This is a genomic window from Emcibacteraceae bacterium (genome assembly GCA_041396985.1).
In the GTDB taxonomy this organism is placed as follows: domain Bacteria; phylum Pseudomonadota; class Alphaproteobacteria; order Sphingomonadales; family Emcibacteraceae; genus Pseudemcibacter.
Genome location: JAWKXO010000002.1, coordinates 64,122 through 83,263, shown reverse-complemented (window position 1 = coordinate 83,263; position 19,142 = coordinate 64,122). Strand labels below are relative to the sequence as shown.

At 41.7% G+C, this 19,142-nt stretch carries 18 protein-coding genes; 12 read left to right on the top strand and 6 right to left on the bottom strand.

Annotated elements, in window-relative coordinates; all coding sequences use genetic code 11:
- Nucleotides 1–113: 113 nt before the first annotated feature.
- Complete coding sequence (locus tag R3D86_05010) at nt 114–2,240, bottom strand: TonB-dependent receptor (protein MEZ5757562.1); 2,127 nt, start codon at nt 2,238–2,240, stop codon at nt 114–116.
- A gap of 622 nt (nt 2,241–2,862) precedes the next feature.
- Here R3D86_05010 and R3D86_05005 point away from each other — a divergent pair.
- A complete protein-coding gene (locus R3D86_05005; protein MEZ5757561.1) occupies nt 2,863–3,339 on the top strand; it encodes a transcriptional repressor in 477 nt (158 codons plus the stop codon).
- On the opposite strand, the gene R3D86_05000 is transcribed toward R3D86_05005, so the two are convergent.
- On the bottom strand, nt 3,336–3,929 hold the full coding sequence (locus R3D86_05000; GenBank protein ID MEZ5757560.1) for a TlpA disulfide reductase family protein: 594 nt from the start codon (nt 3,927–3,929) through the stop codon (nt 3,336–3,338). The two genes, R3D86_05005 and R3D86_05000, sit on opposite strands and share 4 nt — an antisense overlap.
- A 34-nt stretch (nt 3,930–3,963) precedes the next feature.
- On the opposite strand from R3D86_05000, the gene argH reads away from it, so the two are divergent.
- From argH to R3D86_04985, 3 genes are all read left to right on the top strand, one after another.
- The gene (argH, locus tag R3D86_04995) at nt 3,964–5,367 is read left to right on the top strand and encodes an argininosuccinate lyase (GenBank protein MEZ5757559.1); all 1,404 of its coding nucleotides are present in this window, start codon (nt 3,964–3,966) and stop codon (nt 5,365–5,367) included.
- Between the two features lie 135 nt (nt 5,368–5,502).
- The gene (gene lysA, locus R3D86_04990) at nt 5,503–6,765 is read left to right on the top strand and encodes a diaminopimelate decarboxylase (GenBank protein MEZ5757558.1); all 1,263 of its coding nucleotides are present in this window, start codon (nt 5,503–5,505) and stop codon (nt 6,763–6,765) included.
- Nucleotides 6,766–6,957: 192 nt separating this feature from the next.
- A complete protein-coding gene (locus R3D86_04985) occupies nt 6,958–8,835 on the top strand; it encodes a DUF4175 family protein (GenBank protein MEZ5757557.1) in 1,878 nt (625 codons plus the stop codon).
- Nucleotides 8,836–8,843: 8 nt separating this feature from the next.
- Here R3D86_04985 and R3D86_04980 read toward each other — a convergent pair whose 3' ends face one another.
- The gene (locus R3D86_04980) at nt 8,844–9,218 is read right to left on the bottom strand and encodes a response regulator (GenBank protein ID MEZ5757556.1); all 375 of its coding nucleotides are present in this window, start codon (nt 9,216–9,218) and stop codon (nt 8,844–8,846) included.
- 70 nt (nt 9,219–9,288) lie between these two features.
- Nucleotides 9,289–10,137: a DUF3426 domain-containing protein gene (locus tag R3D86_04975; GenBank protein MEZ5757555.1), complete on the bottom strand. Its 849-nt coding sequence runs from the start codon at nt 10,135–10,137 to the stop codon at nt 9,289–9,291.
- Between the two features lie 296 nt (nt 10,138–10,433).
- Between R3D86_04975 and ftsE the strand changes: the two genes are divergently transcribed.
- The 6 genes from ftsE (at nt 10,434) to R3D86_04945 (ending at nt 15,163) form a co-directional block, all read left to right on the top strand.
- Nucleotides 10,434–11,144: a cell division ATP-binding protein FtsE gene (ftsE, locus tag R3D86_04970; GenBank protein ID MEZ5757554.1), complete on the top strand. Its 711-nt coding sequence runs from the start codon at nt 10,434–10,436 to the stop codon at nt 11,142–11,144.
- On the top strand, nt 11,141–12,022 hold the full coding sequence (locus tag R3D86_04965; protein ID MEZ5757553.1) for an FtsX-like permease family protein: 882 nt from the start codon (nt 11,141–11,143) through the stop codon (nt 12,020–12,022). The genes ftsE and R3D86_04965 overlap by 4 nt, the downstream gene beginning before the upstream one ends.
- A gap of 7 nt (nt 12,023–12,029) precedes the next feature.
- Nucleotides 12,030–12,605 carry a YdcF family protein gene (locus tag R3D86_04960; GenBank protein MEZ5757552.1) on the top strand — a complete coding sequence of 192 codons (576 nt, stop codon included), beginning with the start codon at nt 12,030–12,032 and terminating at the stop codon, nt 12,603–12,605.
- A 23-nt stretch (nt 12,606–12,628) separates the two neighbouring features.
- Nucleotides 12,629–13,354 carry a lysophospholipid acyltransferase family protein gene (locus tag R3D86_04955; GenBank protein ID MEZ5757551.1) on the top strand — a complete coding sequence of 242 codons (726 nt, stop codon included), beginning with the start codon at nt 12,629–12,631 and terminating at the stop codon, nt 13,352–13,354.
- 25 nt (nt 13,355–13,379) lie between these two features.
- Nucleotides 13,380–14,048 carry a hypothetical protein gene (locus tag R3D86_04950; protein ID MEZ5757550.1) on the top strand — a complete coding sequence of 223 codons (669 nt, stop codon included), beginning with the start codon at nt 13,380–13,382 and terminating at the stop codon, nt 14,046–14,048.
- A 71-nt stretch (nt 14,049–14,119) separates the two neighbouring features.
- Nucleotides 14,120–15,163, top strand: coding sequence for a DUF2125 domain-containing protein (locus R3D86_04945; GenBank protein MEZ5757549.1), 1,044 nt, complete (start codon nt 14,120–14,122; stop codon nt 15,161–15,163).
- Nucleotides 15,164–15,165: 2 nt separating this feature from the next.
- Here the strand turns inward: R3D86_04945 and R3D86_04940 are convergent, their stop codons facing one another.
- Entirely contained in the window at nt 15,166–16,080 is a 915-nt protein-coding gene (locus tag R3D86_04940; protein MEZ5757548.1) for a prephenate/arogenate dehydrogenase family protein, read from the bottom strand.
- A complete protein-coding gene (gene hisC / locus R3D86_04935) occupies nt 16,081–17,169 on the bottom strand; it encodes a histidinol-phosphate transaminase (GenBank protein ID MEZ5757547.1) in 1,089 nt (362 codons plus the stop codon).
- A 189-nt stretch (nt 17,170–17,358) separates the two neighbouring features.
- On the opposite strand from hisC, the gene R3D86_04930 reads away from it, so the two are divergent.
- A complete protein-coding gene (locus tag R3D86_04930; protein MEZ5757546.1) occupies nt 17,359–18,507 on the top strand; it encodes a homoserine O-acetyltransferase in 1,149 nt (382 codons plus the stop codon).
- Complete coding sequence (gene metW / locus R3D86_04925) at nt 18,507–19,139, top strand: methionine biosynthesis protein MetW (GenBank protein ID MEZ5757545.1); 633 nt, start codon at nt 18,507–18,509, stop codon at nt 19,137–19,139. The genes R3D86_04930 and metW overlap by 1 nt, the downstream gene beginning before the upstream one ends.
- Nucleotides 19,140–19,142 lie beyond the last annotated feature (3 nt).

The following is a 19,142-nucleotide window of genomic DNA, read 5'->3' as shown; positions in this document are numbered from 1 at the left end:
AAAATATTCAATGCAACTAATATGAAGCTATTGTATAGAAAAAACCTTAATTCAAACTGAATTGTTAGCCTGAATTAAGGTTTAAGTTCGATATATTTTGAATTTATATTTAGTTAGAAATCATAATTTAAAGAAAGCCTGAAATTTCTTCCCGGCATCGGCAGTAAATCCTTAAGGAATGATGTGTGCTCTCTTTGCTCGGAGTTTGTTATATTCTGTGCCTGAAAACGGACATCAAGATTCTTCTCATCCCCAAATGGGCGCCATGTGACTGAGAAATCAAGTGAAACATACCCGTTAGTCGGCAGAACGTTCGCCGCTGTTTTGGTTTTCTTGCCGACAAAGCGTGCTTCACCCCCTACATCAAACATATCTGCCTGATATTCAATACCTATATTGGCACTGGCCGCTGGGATACGGGGAACAACACTTCCATCATTAAAGGTCGCATGAACAAAGTCACCTGACGCATTCAGAACTACCTGGTAATCGCTCTCATCAATCACAGTATAATTGGCTTCAAGTTCGGCGCCATAAAATTTGGCATCCCTGGCTCTGAACTCGATTAGGTTCAGGTCATCCATTAGTTGCCCGGTTTCATGTTCATATATGAAGTTTTTATACCAGGTGTGATAGATATTAAGACTTCCACTGAACAGTCCAACATCTCTTTTAAATGTGATTTCGCCGCTGATCGCCTGCTCATTTTTAAGATTTACATTGCCAAGTTCATAGGCGGAGGTTGCCAGGTGAGGTCCATTTGAAAACAGTTCTTCGGAGGTTGGACTGCGTTCTGACCGGCTTAGGCTGATACCGATCAGATCATTTTCAGTCGGATGAACGGCAGCACCGGCTGAGAAACTGAAATTATTAAAGGATTTATTGAAATTAATTGTTTTGTTTTTAGCCGATTGATGATCAAAACGGCCACCCAGTTCAAATGTAACGGGCTCAACTTCAATTTCCTCTACAACAAAAGCACCCCACTGAAACGTATCTGTCGGCGGGACAAAGGCTTCTTCGCCGATTGCTGAAAAGTCTCTTTTTCTTAATTGAACACCCATTGAACCGCGTACATTTCCAATAGTTTGTTGTAAAAATTCCATCCGGCCTTCCCAACCTTTATTATTAAAGGTTGTTCCCGGAGTGCCATTTTCCAATTCAACATGTTTATAGTCGGCATATCCAAAGCGCATGCGGGCTTCTTCAAAAATCAGGAAATCATTTTCTATATCACCTTTTAAATCGAAACGTTTCTGATCCAGGTTAATACGCACAACTTCCTCTTCATGTTCTTCGTGATCTTCTTCCTCTTCTTCATGGTGATGAGAGTGCCCTGGAACACCATAATCACCATCATTAATATTAAAGGATGCTCCGAACGTGAACCCTTCACCAAAAACAGCTAGACCCAAAGAGCCACCTTTATTTTCAAGATCTGAATTTTCCACGACACCAAATTGCTCTTCTTCTTCTTCCTCTTCAGCATCACCTTCATGTTCTGCTTCTTCCAAAGCGTGAAAAATTTCACTTTCTGCGTAACCGGGAATGCTGTAATCGCCAGTCTTGCGGTAATAGCCATTTACATTAAGAACAAGGTTGTTTACTACTTCAGCGTTGAATGTCCCGCCAGCCGAGCGATCGTTAGATACGCTATCAACAGAAAGCCGTGCTTTTCCCGAAACACCGTTCTCAGGTATAGAAGCAGGAATCCGGTTATCAATAATGTTTACAACGCCACCCACGGCATTGTTACCGTATAGAAGGGTGCTTGCGCCGCGCAAAATTTCAACTCTTTCAGCCGTTAGAGGGTCGCCAGCAACGGCATGGTCAGGGCTGGTACTGGAGGCATCAATGCTACCGATTCCATTGATCAGAACACGGATCCGATCCCCGCCAAGACCACGAATAATAGGACGGCTTGCACCTGAGCCGAAAAAAGTTGATGATATGCCGGGGATTCCCGACAGTGTTTCACCAATTGTTGCTTCCATCTGTTTATTTAATTCGTCATCACTTAAGATGTTGCTGCCCTGCAAAACATCAAAACGGCTTTTTTGGTGCGGGGAAGCTGTCACAAAAATAAGATCCATTTCATGTCCATGATCATCCGGATGAACATGAACGGGTTGTTCCGGATCGCTCAGTGCCGCGATTGTTTCCTGGCTATGCGCCGTTGTCAGCCCTAGTAACATTGTCGCAATAATGCTCATACTTGAAGCCGAAAGTAGATTGTTCATTTTCTGTCCTTTTTAATATACTCTAATTATTGGTAATTTGGACTTAACGTAAAATGTTATAATATATCATTCAAGGTCTTTTTGATTTTTAGGATAATATTTTATAGTTTGTTATGGGGATATATTGACAACCTCCGGTTTGAAACTAAACTATAGTCCAATTGAACTGTGATTTATTTAAATCTATAGTTTAATAAACTTTGGAGCGTTAATGACGTATTTGAGACAACATTTGAAAATTCTTTTAGTGCTGATTTCAGTCTCTTTTGTCTGGATGCATTATTTAATGGCAGAGCACGAAGGAATTAATCACTCGCTGTCAGATGATTGTGTTATCTGCAAAATTACCAAAAATTGCACTTATACTATTAATATAGCAAATGCGCCAAAAGCTGATTTCAATATTAATAAAAGTTTTGTTCAACTTGTCTTGTTTCCAAAAGTATATTTCATCCTTTGGGACAAGCCGTTATCCCGGGCCCCTCCTGTTTCAAAATCATAATTTTTACCAGCATTATTTTGCGGTCATCCAATGCGGATGTTTCGCAGATAATTTGTATGTATAACCCATAAATCGATTGCCGTGTAGCAACAGTTAATGGGCATATTATGAGGGAACAAAATGATAAATAGATCTACTTTAATGAAATGTGAAATGGCTGAGGCAATATGTAGTCCTCCGATATCAAAGGCTATAAATCAACGACTGACAGCCAATCAGAAAATGGTGTATGACATCTTATGTCAGTTGGACCGTTCTGCAGGAGCGTACGAAATACTTGATTTGCTGAGAAAAAAAGGGGTAAACGCAGCGGCAACTGTCTATAGAGCTTTAAATGAATTACAAAATAAGGGGCTAGTGCGCCGCATTTTAAGCACGAGAACCTTTGTCGCTTTAAAAAGTCCAAAAGAAAAACGTGAAGAATCAATTTTACTGATTTGTCAGCATTGCGGTGAGGTATCATCAATAAACGACAAAAAGCTTGCAGAAGTGTTTGATGAAAATATCAGAAAAAGTGGTTTTCAGGTAAGCAAGTATCATTTGGAGCTTATGGTATCTTGTGATGGTTGTTCAAAGAAATATTCAGGACAGACTTAATTATACGTGTCAGGATTTTGTTTTAAAATAAAATAATTAATCAAAGCCTTGGCATCGCCTGAATTCCAATCGGCTGGACCAATCAGGCGGCCAACCTCTTCACCTTCTGCATTGATCAGAATGCTGGTCGGAAGGGCATTGGTCTTTAATCCGCGGGCTACCCCTCGATTGCTGTCAAAATATGTGTTTAGATTATCTATTTTGTTTGTTTTTAGAAACTCTATTGAGCTGTCCATTCCGTCCTGATTCTCTGAAACCAGTACAATCTGGAATTTTTCGCCACCCAAAGATTTCTGAAGTTCATTTAAGTCAGGCATTTCCTTTACACATGGTGCACACCAGGTTGCCCATATATTGACCAGAATAACTTTTCCTTTAAAGTCAGAAAAAGTCACATCATTACCGTTCTCGTCCTTAAAGACAGCTTTGGTAACCAGAACCGGTTTATTATGAAATTCAAATCTTTTCATTGCCCCTGCGGTAAGACCTTGCGGTATGCCGTTATTTGGCGTATTCCCTATCTTGTAAAAAGAAATAGCAGCAATGCACAGGGCAATGAAGGATAGGATATAAGCAGATTTATTTTTCATATTTACCTCGTGCAAAAATATAAAGAACAGACGGATGAACGATAAAACACAAAAACCAAAAGCAAACACTCTCTGGGGCGGTCGGTTCGAGGGAGGTGTATCTGAAATTATGGAAAAGATCAACGCCTCTATAGATTTTGATAAAATCTTATACCGTCAGGATATCCGAGGATCTATTGAACATTGTAAAATGCTGGTGTCCTGTAACATCATCTCGAACGCGGATGGTGACGCTATTCAGTCTGGACTTAAGCAGATTGAAAAAGAAATTGAATCCGGGTCATTTACATTTTCTGCCACCCTCGAAGATATTCATATGAATGTTGAGGCGCGTCTGACGGAAATTATCGGACCTGCTGCCGGTCGGTTACATACGGCACGCTCAAGAAATGATCAGGTTGCCACCGATTTTAAAATCTGGGTTCGGGAAGCCTGTGATCATGCAGACGATGCTTTAAAAGCTCTGCAGCTGGCACTTGTAGAGAGAGCGGAAGAAAATGCTGATGTAATTCTGCCCGGTTTTACCCATCTTCAAAGTGCCCAGCCAGTGACATTCGGTCATCATCTGCTGGCATATTTTGAGATGTTTACTAGAGACCGTCTAAGATTTCAGGATGCGAGAAAGAGACTAAATGAGTGCCCTCTTGGGGCAGCAGCTTTGGCAGGGACATCCTTTCCAATAAACAGGCATCAGACGGCAGAAGCGCTTGGCTTTGACCGGCCAACAGCAAATTCTATGGATTCTGTTTCCGATCGGGATTTTGCCCTTGAATATATGTCAGCGGCGGCGATCAGTGCCGTGCATGTCTCAAGACTTGCTGAAGAAATGGTGACATGGTCTTCGGCGCAATTTAAATTCATTGAAATGTCAGACAGTTTTACAACGGGATCTTCCATTATGCCGCAAAAAAGAAATCCTGATGCGGCGGAACTTTGCCGCGGAAAGTCAGGCCGTATAATTGGCTCACTGAACAGCCTGCTGGTGACAATGAAAGGTCTTGCTCTTACCTTTTCAAAAGATATGCAGGAAGATAAAGAAGCCACTTTTGACGCTGCCGAGACATATGAGCTTATTATTGCTGCAATGACAGGCATGGTTGAAGATATGAAAGTCAATGCTGATAAAATGAAAAAATCGACTGATGTCGGGTTTATTACAGCCACAGACCTTGCGGATTGGGTGGTTCGCGTGCTCGGGCTTCCCTTTAGAAATGCTCATCATATAACCGGTAGCCTTGTTGCCATGGCAGAAAAGAAAGGCTGTGATCTTGACGGCCTGACACTTGAGGAAATGCAAACAGTGGAGCCTAAAATCACAAAAGATGTCTTCAGTGTTTTAAGTGTTGAAAACTCCGTTGCGAGCAGGGTCAGCTTCGGTGGGACAGCACCGTCTGAAGTGAGGCGTCAGGTCAAACTTGCACGGGAAAGGATAGGCTAGATCATGCAGCATATAATAAAGTTGATTTTGATTGGAATTTTATGTTCTATGTCAATATCCTGCGGCAAGCGTGGTGAGTTATTACCTCCTCCGCAAAAACAAGCACCTTCAAACAATAACTAAGCTAGGGATGGCATGAATTTTTTTGAGTATCGCGACGGCGAAATGACCGTTGAGAATATTAAAGTTGCTGACATTGCAAAGCAGGTCGGCACACCATTTTATTTATATTCCAGTGCATCATTGGAATATCAGTATAACCAGTTTAAGGATGCATTTGGTGATCTCGATGTCTTAATTTGTTATGCGGTTAAAGCGAATACAAATCAGTCCGTTATTAAATCATTTGCTGAAATGGGGTCCGGTGCTGATGTTGTTTCAGAAGGTGAAATGAGAAGGGCACTTCAGGCAGGTATTCCAGCAAAAAAAATTGTCTATTCCGGCGTTGCTAAAACGGTTGATGAAATGGTATTTGCGCTTGAGCAGGGAATTTACCAGTTTAATGTGGAAAGTGAGCCGGAACTTTACCAATTAAGTGAAGTCGCGACAATGCTTGGCAAAGTGGCGGATATAACTTTTCGGGTTAATCCGGATGTCGATGCCAAAACACATGCAAAAATTTCAACCGGAAAGTCAGAAAATAAATTTGGGGTTCCCTGGGTTAATGTCCGTGAAATTTGTGCAACCGCGGCAAGCCTTTCCGGTATAAAGCTTGTTGGACTTGATCTTCATATCGGGTCTCAAATCACCGAACTTGACCCATTTGAAGAAGCATTTAAGAGAATTTCAGGTCTTATAGAAACGCTTCGGGAAGACGGACACGAAATTACCCGCCTTGATTTAGGGGGTGGTTTGGGTATTCCTTATCAGGGTGAAGAATTAACACCGCTGCCGGCTGAATATGCGGAAATGGTAAAAAGGGTGGTTAGTCACCTAGGCTGTCAGATTATTATTGAGCCGGGCCGATTTCTTGTTGGCAATGCCGGTATCCTTGTTTCCAAAGTAGTTTATGTAAAAAAAGGACAGGCAAGAAAATTCCTGATTGTAGATGCAGCAATGAACGATCTTGTCCGGCCTAGTATGTATGATGCTTATCATGAAATAGTTTCTGTTAATGAAAGTCATCAGGACAGAGAGCTTTTTGATATTGTCGGACCGGTCTGTGAAACCGGTGACACATTTGCAACCAATCGCTTAATCACACCTATGGAAAAAGGGGATCTTTTGGCGATTCGCTCTGTCGGCGCGTACGGAGCTGTCATGGCATCAACCTATAATACAAGACGGCTTGTCCCTGAAGTGCTTGTAAAAGATAAAGATTTTGCCATTGTCAGGCCAAGACCAACATATGATGATATAATTGGACTTGATCAGCTTGCCCCATGGCTGTCAAAATAGGGTAAGTCTAAATATAATCTAAAAATAAAAAGGGTTGAACTGATAGAAGAGCAGCATAAATCAACAACAGAAAAATTATCTGGGGCTTCCGGTCTGGTTTCATTATCAGGTGGAGTTTACTCAGCGGCCGTTATTTTATGTTTATATATCTGCATTTCTTTCCTTGATCTTTGGGCATTTGTGCCTTCCTGGATGCAGGCAATATTTTATCTGGCCGTTATTTTGGGATGTTCGGCATTTATCATGCTGGGAGTGTCCGGCAGGATAAAAGAAGCTGGATCAGTTTTAAAGTCATGCTTTTATCTGAGTTCACTGGCGGCAATTCTTATTTTATTTGTTAACAGTCAGGATTTTTCCAGATTATCAGAACTTGCCCTTAAACCACGGGCTCTTTTTGATTATCCGTCGGCAGAAATAAAGGTAACAGTTACAGCACCGCTTTATCTAAAGCAGGATACTGTAACCATAGATTTTAAAAAACCGGATGAGATTAAGGCAGCGATAAATCCAGTTTATGAGGGAAGTGTTCTAGATCTTCATGTAAAAGGGCTAAAGTGGGCCCCAGAAATTACTATGTCCGATGGCGTAGTCATCCCATTTGAAGAAATGTCTGATGGCAGCTTTAAAGCAAGTGCGAAAATTGATAAGCAAAATTTATGGTCATTAAAACAGGGGGCTTTTACAATTGCTTCCTGGCCGATCATTCTTATTGATGATCCGGCACCTGTTATAAACCAGTTTGCTATAGAAGATAATAAAAACAGCAAAGGCTATCTGGCATTAAAAGTTGATGTAAATGATGACAGAAAAATCATGAAGACCTCCGTAGGGCTGATTGATTCGAACGGCGTAAAGAGCGATATCAAAAATTTAATGGTCAGTGAAATAGAGGCTTATAAAAATATTTTTTATCTGGACTTTACCGGATCTGATCATTCTGGCGAGACAGTTGATCTCGCGTTATCTGTTGAAGATGAAGCCGGTCAGGTTTCGACAGCCGTTATTCATAAAGTACAAATTCCGGAAAAATTTTATAAAAATGAAATTGCCGGCAAGTTAATATCCCTTCACCGTGAACTGGCAAAACCCGACTATCAATTAAACTCGATTGCCCGACAAATCAGGGCATTGGGCCTTTTGACTGAAAATGAGTTTCTACCGCCCATATATTATATGGCAATGCAATCAGCATACAGACGGCTTTCTGACCCGGTTTATCCGACCGACAGGGAGACGGCGCGTAATTTGCTTTGGGATATTGCCCAGAAACTGGAAGACAGTGAACTGGGACCGATTGAAAACGGGTTACTCGAGTCACTGGACAAACTGACACTTTCTATTAATCAGAATAAAGAGGTTCTGGAAATAAGAGAGAATTTAAGGGAAGTCGACAAGTTGTTTCATGATTATGTATATGCAACATATACTTCCACTTCGGCAAATTACCCTCTTGATATAGATATTGGCGCTTTAAGAAAATTATACAGCTATATTCTTACCTTCAGTGATCAGGGTAAATATTATAATGCTGCCCTTATTGTGGACTTTATGCGTAAAGGGATCGTTCAGAATGATGATCTGATACTTGGAAAAGGTGGTCTCGGGAATTATTTTGCCCTTTCGGAAAGTCAGAAAATCATTGATAATTTAATTGCCATACAGAAAACATTGCTTGCCAGTTCCTTTAATGACCAAATGAAAGTGAAATTAGCCAGTACTATGCGGCAAAAATCAGGACTGGACCTTCGCAATAATGATCAGGAAAAAAATATCAGCCAAAAGCACAGCCAGATATTGCTCCAAACCAAAGTGGGTAATGCGGTTAAACTGTTAGGAGAAAAAATCTCATTTACAGGGGATAGTTCTGGTTATCTGATACAAAATGCTTCAGAGCTTGTTGAAGAAATCCTGGCGGGAATGAGGAAAAGTGAGATTAATCAGGTCACAGAAGATCAAACAGAACTTATCACAGTGATGAGCAATCTGAAAAGGGTTCTGAACAGGCCTATGCTAAAGTCACCAGAGCTTCAGAATATAATGAAGGAAATTACTTCAGCTCCGATAATGTAGTAATGTTATTAGTGAACCTGCTGGTAGGCCATCAGGACCTCATCAACGGCGTGACAAATTTCATCAAGTGAAAATGGCTTACTGATAACGTTATTAATTAAACTACCCATATTATGAGCGCGCTGCTTTTCATGGACAAAACCTGTCATCATTAATATTGGCATTGCCGGATATTCTGCCGTTACTTTTAAAGCAAGTGAAATACCGTCCATAACCGGCATAATGATGTCGGTCAGGAGCAGGTCATATTGATTATTTTCCAATTCAACGATTGCCGCGCCTCCATCCGCTACGCCGATGGTTTCATGACCTCGAAGTTTTAGAGCCCGACAAATAAATGTACGAACGGCGACTTCATCTTCTGCAATTAAAATACGTGCCATAGTCAGTCCAATTGTTACTTACAATGGCCATGAATACACAGAAATTCTTTATATTTTATTATTTTTTCAGTTATTTTTTTACAAAATCAATGCTGATATCTTTTGCTTCCGGTGGAGGAGATGGAAGCGAGGTTTCAAAATTTACTCTCTCGGCAGGATTAAGTTGAGATTTTTGTGGCTGAACGCTCCATTCTCTTATGTTGCGGCGATTTGAATCGAGCAGCATTATTTTAATTGCTGGCACTGATTGTATTTCACTCGAGATATTTTCAATAAACCCGCTAATAACTAGGTTGGATACATTATTTACATTCTCACGCCTAGGAGTAATGCCACCAATACTCAAGCGTTCTTCAATTGGGGCCAGTTCCGGTTTAACAGGGGCTTTTATGACATTTCCTTCTTCCAGACCAATGGCCACATAGAGCTTTTTCGACGCTGGCCAGCTTTTTATGATAGCATCCTGAAAGATCATGAAAGAGCAGATCACGGCCGTTACAAAAACAGCGAGAGAAATCCATCCGACTTTATTGGACCCATATTTTTGATTTTGGAGCGCAGGCAGATTAGAACCCTTTGGTACCGGTCTTCTTCTTTTAGGCGGTTTATTTATGGGGAAGTCGAAATCTTCCTCACCACTTTCACTGCTGCTGTTGTCCGTATTTTCTGTTGCTGTATTTTCATTCTGGGAAGACTTGTTGTTCTGTTCTTTCAATTCTTCATTATCGCCGGACTTTTCTGGCTCAGTCGCTACCGGATTTTGAGGGGTTCTGGCAGCAGCAGGAAAGACACTTTCATCCGGTTTTTGTTCAAACCAGCTATGACTGCATTTTGCACAGCGTACAGTCCTGCCTCTCGGCATTAATGCCGCGGGGTTCACAACATATCTGGATTTACATTCCGGACAAGTCAGGATCATTTAAAAGGCCCGTTTCCTTTATTATAGTTAATTTAAAAAACACGTTATAGTATGCATAGTTATGATTATCAATAGGATATAATTTTGTACCAAAAATTTTCCCGGATGATATTTTTTAAATTATAGCCGTCAAATTGACAAAGTTTCGTTAACATATAGTGTAATCTGGAGATATACATGGCCACCTTAAAATGACCTGTTTAATTCTTTAATGATCGGTAATTGAATTTGCATTATTAAAAGGACTATGGTCTAAGAAGTAAAAATCCGGAATTAGAATTTTAAAGGGTTCTTCATTGGTTGAATTTAGAAATGTAAGCATGAGTTATGATAAAGGACATGAGGTCCTGAATGATATCTCATTTAAGCTTGAACCAGGTTCGATGCATTTTCTAACGGGCCCAAGCGGTGCGGGTAAAACGTCACTTCTAAAATTAATGTATCTGGCACAAAGGCCAAGTCGTGGGGAAATTATGATGTTTGGCCGCGACGTTGCCAAAGCCATGCGTGAAGATCTCCCGAAGCTAAGACGGCGCATTGGTGTTGTTTTTCAGGATTTCAGATTGCTTGATCATATGACAGCCATTGATAATGTGGCCTTGCCCTTAAGAATTGCCGGGGGAAGTGGTGCTCAGATTAATGAACATGTGGAAGAATTGCTGCGATGGGTCGGCCTTGAAGATAAAATGCTCTCACTGCCGTCAACATTGTCTGGTGGGGAAAAACAAAGGGTGGCCATTGCCCGCGCTGTTATCAGACGCCCGGATATTCTTCTTGCCGATGAGCCAACCGGGAATGTGGATCCGGAAATGGCGGAAAGATTAATGTATCTTTTTGTTGAGCTGAATAAATTAGGCACAACAATCGTTATTGCAACCCATGATAATGCACTTGTAAAAAAAGTGGGTGCCCCAAGGCTTCATCTTGTCGGCGGGAGGCTTCTGCATATTGAAGGCAGCAAAAAAGATATTTCAGACTTTAATGTCGGAAAAGAGCGGGACCAATGAGCCGATCTTTCAATTTCCTACCAACAGTTAAAAGCGGCGAAGCGACAAGGTTACTGCCATGGGTAATGGCAATTATGGTCTATTTAAGTGCCCTCGCTGCTACGGGAAGTTTACTTCTGCATTCAGGTTTTGATAATTGGGCAAGTAGTCTTCAAGGGCGTATTACCGTTCAGATCACAGGTGAGGATAAGGACCAGATCACAGCAGAATCGCTGGAAATTCAAAAGGCCTTAAGACAAACGCCAGGGATAGAAGAGGTCAGAATTCTTTCGGATCAGGAACTTAAAACATTGCTTGAGCCGTGGCTTGGGTCAGGCAATATTACGGATGATCTTCCGGTTCCTGTTATGATTGATGTTCAGACAAGTGAAGAAGCCTATGTAAATTTGGATGCACTCGAAAGTAAGCTTAAACAAATAAGTAATAATGTTTATCTGGATGATCATGCAAAATGGCTCAGCCATTTTTATGACCTTGCCTATACAGTTGAATATACAGCTCTTGGTATTCTGATCATGATTTTGCTTGCCTCCGTGGGCATTGTCATATTTGGTACAAAATCTAGTATGTCAGAGCATAAAAATATTATTGCGATTATGCACCTGATGGGCGCTCATGACCAAATGATTGCGAAGGCATATCAGAAACGGTTTATGTATTACGGGTTAAGGGGAGGTCTTATTGGTCTCCTGCTTTCCTTTATAACAGTATATGGATTATTAAATCTGGTTCAGGACCTTTCAGGGGGGTTGGTTGAGACACCAACACTTCCCTATTTAAAAATGTCCGTTTTACTTTTTTTTCCTTTGTTATTTGCTTTGCTGGCCATGTTTACAGCGCGAATAACTGTTATGCGTGAATTGGGAAGGATGGTATAACGAGGTTATGCGAAGTCTTTTAAGTATCATAATTTTTCTGGGCCTGATCTGGCTTGGAGGATTTTTATGGTATATTGATCAGCTTTCAATTAAACCTCCCGGTGGCACACAAAAAACGGATGCAATAGTTGTTCTTACCGGAGGGCAGAACCGACTGGATGTTGCCATTAAATTATTGGAAGCTCATCTTGCCGAGAAACTATATATTTCCGGTGTGGATGAAAAAGTAACACGTGAAGAATTATTAATACTTTTAGGAAGCAGTCCTGATCTTGAAGAATGCTGTATTGAAAGCGGTAATAAGGCGGTGGATACAGTGGGAAACGCAATAGAAACAATGCAGTGGGTTGAAATAAATAATATCAAAAGCCTTAGAGTTGTAACGTCACTTGAACATATGCCGCGGGCAATTGTGGAATTTAAGAGATTTATGCCGAATATAGTGCTAATAGAGCATCCGGTTGGCAGCTGGCGTCCAAAAAATATAAATTATTTTAATTTGTCACAGGAATACAGCAAATATGTTGTCAGCTTACTTCGGGCGAAAATTTCAAGTCCGGTTTCTGAGGGCGTTTCCGCATAATGATATTAGCAGGAGATCAATAATTGACCGCAGTACGATCCGGTATATTTAAAGGGGTGTTTTATGGTTGGACGGCATTATTTTGCATCCTTTATCTTCCGTTATTCTGGATGCCACGAAATGGTCTGATTGCTTTTCAGGGTATTTGGTCACGGGGCGTACGTGTTATTTTACAGACGATCATGAATATTCGATTTGAGGTCAGAGGTGTTGAAAATATTCCACAAGGTGGAGCTCTGATTGCTATGAAACATCAGTCATCATTTGATACATTTGTCATGCATACTGTGGTTAGTCATCCGGCATTTGTCATGAAGAAGGAGCTTTTAAAAATACCACTTTATGGTCGGTTTTGTCTCAACACAGGAATGATCCCTGTAGACCGTGATGGAGGACTTAGGGCCTTGAAAAAACTGATGCAGGATTCAGCTCAATCAATTTCTGAAGAACGTCAGCTGATTATCTTTCCGGAAGGGTCAAGAAGTCTTCCAGGACAAAAAATCGAATATCAGCCGGGCATTTTCGGCATTTATAAATATACGCAGCATGCTGTTATCCCGGTTGCCTTAAATTCCGGTGTATATTGGCCTAAGAAAGGTCATCTGAATCCCGGTGGAGTAATCGTTTTTGAATTTCTCAGTCCTATAGAGCCGGGAATGGATAAAGATGATTTTATGGTTGCCCTTGAAAATAAAATTGAAGCGGCCAGTTTGGCACTTCTGGAAAATTCTGACAGTCAAAATAATTAAATAAAAATTTAAAAGGTAGGAAATTATGAAATATTTAGTGACAGCGATAGCGCTCATTTGCGGACTTTCTCAGTCGGCACAGGCGGCCCCTGGTGATGCAGCCCTTGGTTTAAAAGTAGGCACACTGGGAGCAGGTGTTGAACTTACAATGGAAGCAGTGGAAAATGTAAATTTACGATTTGGTGCAAATTATTTCAAACTGAGCCGCCAGATCAATGTCGAAGATAATGATTATGACATGGATCTTAAGTTAAACAGCTATACGGCATTTGCCGACTGGTTTATTACAGACAGTTCATTTCGAATTACCGCCGGCGCTTTTGTAAATGAAAACGGTCTGACTGGTACTTCGCTTCCAAGCAATACATATGATATTGGTGACAACACCTATACAAGTGCAGAAGTGGGAATACTTACAGCAAAGGTGGATTTTACACCTGTTGCCCCTTATGTTGGTATTGGCTGGGGTAATCCGCTTGCCGATGACAGTGATTGGTCATTCATGTTTGATCTGGGGGTTGTTTTTGCGGGTAAGCCAAGACTTGATATTAATTCGACGGGCGGTCTTCTTTCAAATGATCCTCTGCTACAGGCTGATATTGCACAGGCCGAACAGGATTTCAGAGATACAGATGAAATCAAATATTTAAGATATTATCCGGTTATTTCGGTTGGTTTAAATTATCGGTTTTGATAAGGACCGAAATAGGCTAAATAAAATATTTCCGCGTTGCCGAGCGCTTCTTTAAAATAAGGATTGGCGAAATGCGTTTTAAACTGATTGTCGCGTCTGTTTTAATATTAATTGCGGGCTACAGTTATTTCTGGTTTCACCTGGCGGATCAGGCGAAAAGCACGACCCTAGACTGGGTGGAAAATAGTGAAAAACGGCTTAACGGTACTAAAATTTTTGTTGGGGACGTAAAAGTGTCAGGATTTCCCTATAAAATTATCATTGAAGCGTCGTCCTTAAATGCTGCGGTACCGGCAGGACGTGTTGGCAATCAGCCACTTTCAATAGATGTGCCGGAAATCGCGGTTATATTTCAACCTTGGGATCCAAAGCATGCGATTTTGGTAACCAAATATTTTGATGTTACTCAGGGTCCATTAAATAAGCCTGATTTAAATATCACGTTCGATGATGTCAAAACCTCAGTCATTCTTGACCCTGATACTTCGGAACTAAATAATCTTTCTACTGTTGCTGAAAAAATAAGCTGGTATCATGGTGCCCAGGCAGAACCGACAGAAATTTCTGTAATGGAAAAAGCACAAATTCATCTGCGCCGCTCGAGTGGACAGCCTCAGTCAGTTGAAAGTTACGACCTTCCTGTAAACAGGGCTATTTATTTCAAGGCAGAAAATGTTTTAATCAGGGAATTTGCTAACAGCATTTTGGGTGAAAAAGCCGATAATTTTAAAATTGAAGCCCTGCTCCATGCCAATGAACAGCCGGATTATTCGGTTAGGGGACTATCAAAGTGGCGCGATGATGGGGGAACAGTCAGTATCAGCAGTTTTGAGTACGGAACATCACAAAGTAGCCTGTCATTAAGCGGGGATGTCACGCTTGATGAAAATTTAAAACCGCTTGGCGCTTTTGATGCAAAAGTGGTTGGAATGGGCAGAATGCTTGATCAACTATCGAAAAATCAGACACTTCCTGAGACTGCCCGGCTTTTACTAAAAAGCCAGGCGGAAAATGACAGCCTTGCCGGGGAAGTACCCCTTTCAATCAGTATGCAGAATGGATTGCTTTTTCTTGGCCCTATTCAATTAATGGAATTACCGGCTGTTGTTGAGTGACATTATTTGTCGTGTTTACGGCCAAAATCTGCAACATCCTCATCCTGGCCAGCATCAATAATCTGTCTTCTGATGCGGCGGGTTTTTACAAACATATCATAAAGGGTATCGCCGTCACCCCACCGGATCGCCCGCTGAAGCGCTGTCAGATCTTCGCTAAAGCGTCCAAGCATTTCCAGCACGGCTTCCTTATTATTCAGAAACACGTCACGCCACATCGTCGGGTTTGAGGCGGCTATTCTTGTAAAGTCCCGAAATCCGCCAGCGGAAAACTTAATAACTTCCGATTTTGTGACCTCTTCCAGATCCCGCGCGGTTCCAACGATGTTATAAGCAATTAAATGGGGCACGTGGCTGGTAATGGCCAGAACTTTATCATGATGGGTAGCATTCATAATTTCAACGTTGCTGCCGAGTCCCTGCCAGAATTTGGAAAGTTTCTCGACAGCATTCTGATCAGCATCATCCGGCGGTGTAATAATGGCCCAACGATCGTGGAAAAGGCTTGAAAAACCGGATTCCGGTCCTGATTGTTCTGTCCCAGCAACAGGATGAGCCGGGATAAGATGGACATTTTCCGGCGTATTTGGACCAAGCATTTCAAACACGGCTGACTTAACACTGCCGACATCTGACAGAATGGCGCCTTCTTTCAGGTATGATTTAATTTCCTTACCTATCTCACTATAAGTTCCAACAGGGGTGGCAAGAATGATCAAATCGGCATCTTTTACAGTATCACCAACTTCTGTACAGAGGTCATCGACAAGGGAAAGCTCTTTAATTGTGTTCTGATAATCGGGGTTAATATCATAGCCGGAAAGGACATTAGCCAGTTTTTTATCTTTTATTCCACGGGCAATTGATGAGCCGATAAGCCCCAGTCCGATGATTGCAATTTTATCGAATAATGCCATTTATTTATCCAGAAATTTTCCAAGCAATTTTATTATTTCTCTGTTTTCTTCTTCCGTTCCGACAGTCAGCCTTAAAAATTTTTCAAGGCCCTGACCTTTATAATATCTTAAAATATAGCCATTCTTCATCAGATAATCATTTGCTGCCGCCGCTGATTTTTCATTGTCATCAAACCTGAAAAGGATGAAATTTGTGGCGCTGGGTATGACATGAAGCCCCAGTGATGAGATCTCAGCAGAAAGCCAGTTTCGCCATTTTTTATTAAAGGCAATCGCCTTTGTTTCAAATTCAGTATCTTTCAGGGCAGCAATTCCGGCGATCTGTGCACTAGAAGGAACATTAAACGGGTCGCGCAGTTTGTTGAGCGTTTCGGCAATTTTCGCGTTTGAATAGCCCCAGCCCAGACGTAAGGCGGCAAGCCCGTATAATTTTGAAAAAGTACGGGTCATCAGGATATTTTCTGACTTTTCCACCAGATCAATGCCGGCATCATAATCATCGGCACAGACAAATTCGGCATAGGCGGCATCAAGCACCAGCAGCACATCATCTGGGATAGTCTTCCAAAGCCGTTCAATTTCGCTTCTTGGTAAATATGTGCCGGTGGGGTTATTGGGGTTGGCAATAAAAATGATCCGGGTTTTATCGTTCAGTGAAGATAAAATATTATCGACATTGGCAGTATATTTTATATCTTCCACTTCTATGGCTTTGGCGCCCATAGCTTTTATAGCGATCGGATACATTGAAAAACTGTGTGCCACATATAGGGCATGATCACCCGGTGAAAGATAAGCGCGACAAGCCAGTTTCAGGATTTCATCCGACCCGACACCGCAGACAATATTCTCAGCTTTAATATTATGTTTTTGTGCCAAAGCTTCGCGCAGATCATAATAGGCGGGATCAGGATAGCGGTGAAGTTCGCCTGCCGCATTCCGATAAGCTTCCATTGCTTTAGGACTTGGGCCTAATGCGCTTTCATTCGCGGATAGTTTATGAATATTTTTGACATTATCGACTTTTGCCTTACCGGCAATATAAATTTCAAGATCATCTATCCAGCTGTGTGTTTTAGGGCCGCTCATTTTGAACCTTGGTCTTTTTTGTTAATTTCCTGTTTTGATCTACACGGAACTGAGCAATTAAACCACAAAAAATTTTTGTTTTTTCGTAAATAAAGGGCAAAATTGCTACCACGATGTAAAGAACGGTTGACTTACTTTTGTGCTGCAGTAGAAAACTAGAAGCATAAATAATTTACCAAGATCAGGATTATGGACACAGAAAAACAGCAAATTCCAGTTGATGAGGGTTTCGCCGAAGTGGTTACACTGGGGGAAAAAGACCCTCTTTTGCTTTCGTCCGGTGAAGTTTTGTCTCCTTTTAAAGTGGCTTATAAAAGCTGGGGTGTTCTGAACAAGGATAAAACAAATGCAATTCTGGTCTGTCATGCCCTGACAGGGGATCAATATGCCCGGGGTCAAAACCCCTTAACAGGAAAAGAAGGCTGGTGGCCGAAAGTGATAGGTCCGGGACTGCCAATTGATACCAATAAATTCTTTGTCATCTGTACAAATGTTCTTGGCTCCTGCTCAGGAAGCAGTGGTCCAATGGAAATAAATCCTGCGACCAACAAACCATATGGACTTGATTTTCCGGTCATTACCATTGCTGATATGGTTTCTGCTCAAGTGCGGCTGATTGATCATTTTGGCATTGAAAAGCTTTATTCAGTAATCGGTGGCTCAATGGGAGGAATGCAGGTACTCCACTGGGCAGTTGACCATGGGAAGAGAGTTAAAACAGCCATTCCCATTGCCTCAACCTGGCGACATTCGGCACAGAATATTGCGTTTCATGAAGTGGGGCGACAGGCGATTATGGCAGACCCGAACTGGCAGAACGGCCGTTATTATGAAAAGGAATCCCGTCCTCATGCTGGCCTTTCCGTGGCACGTATGGCGGCTCATATTACCTATATGTCCGAACGCAGCCTTACCTCAAAATTCGGTAGGAACTTACAGGACCGGGAAAAACTGACATTTGGTTTTGATGCGGATTTTCAGATTGAAAGCTATCTGCGTTATCAGGGTATCTCATTTGTCGACCGTTTTGATGCAAACAGCTATCTTTATATTACCAGAGCGACGGATTATTATGATATTACGGCCGGCTTTGGGGGGAACTTAACTAAAGCTTTTGAAGGTACGCCCGTTAAATTCTGCATCATTTCCTTTACCTCTGACTGGTTATATACAACCGAGGAGAACCGCGAATTGGTGCGCGCCCTGAATGTTGCGGGAGCACAGGTCAGTTTTGTAGAAATTGATATGGATAAGGGGCATGACAGCTTTTTGCTCGATTGTCCGGAAATGTTCAATATCATTGAAGGCTTTCTGGCAGCAGAATCGGAAGGTGTTTAATGGATATTGATCAGAATAATCATCGCGAGTCGGATATACGTATAGATCTGTTGCTCATTGCAAATATGATACCCGAAGGTGCCCGGGTGCTTGATGTTGGCTGTGGTGATGGTGAGCTTCTTGATTTCTTACGCAAAGAAAAGAAAGTGGATGCCCGCGGTATAGAGCTTAGCCCCGAAGGTGTTAAGCAAAGTGTGGCAAAAGGACTTTCTGTCATACAGGGAAATGCGGAAGAGGAGATTAAACATTTCCCTGACAACAGTTTTGATTATGTTATCCTAAGTCAAACATTACAGGCAATGGACCGCCCGGATAAAATTCTGGAAGAACTTCTCAGGGTTGGCAAAAGGGCAATTGTTTCCTTCCCCAATTTTGGCTATTGGCGGGTAAGGCTTCATTTAATGCTAAAAGGTAAAATGCCGGTCACCAAATCGCTTGACAGGCCCTGGTATCGTACTCCGAATATTCATTTCTGCACGATCCGCGATTTTGTTGATTTATGCCAAGAGCTCAATATTAAAATTGAAAAGGGTATGGCTGTGGACAGTTCGGGAAGCAAGATGTCGATCAAATATATGATGCTGGCAAATCTGTTCGGGACACAGGGTTTATATGTTTTAGCCCGCAACTAGGCC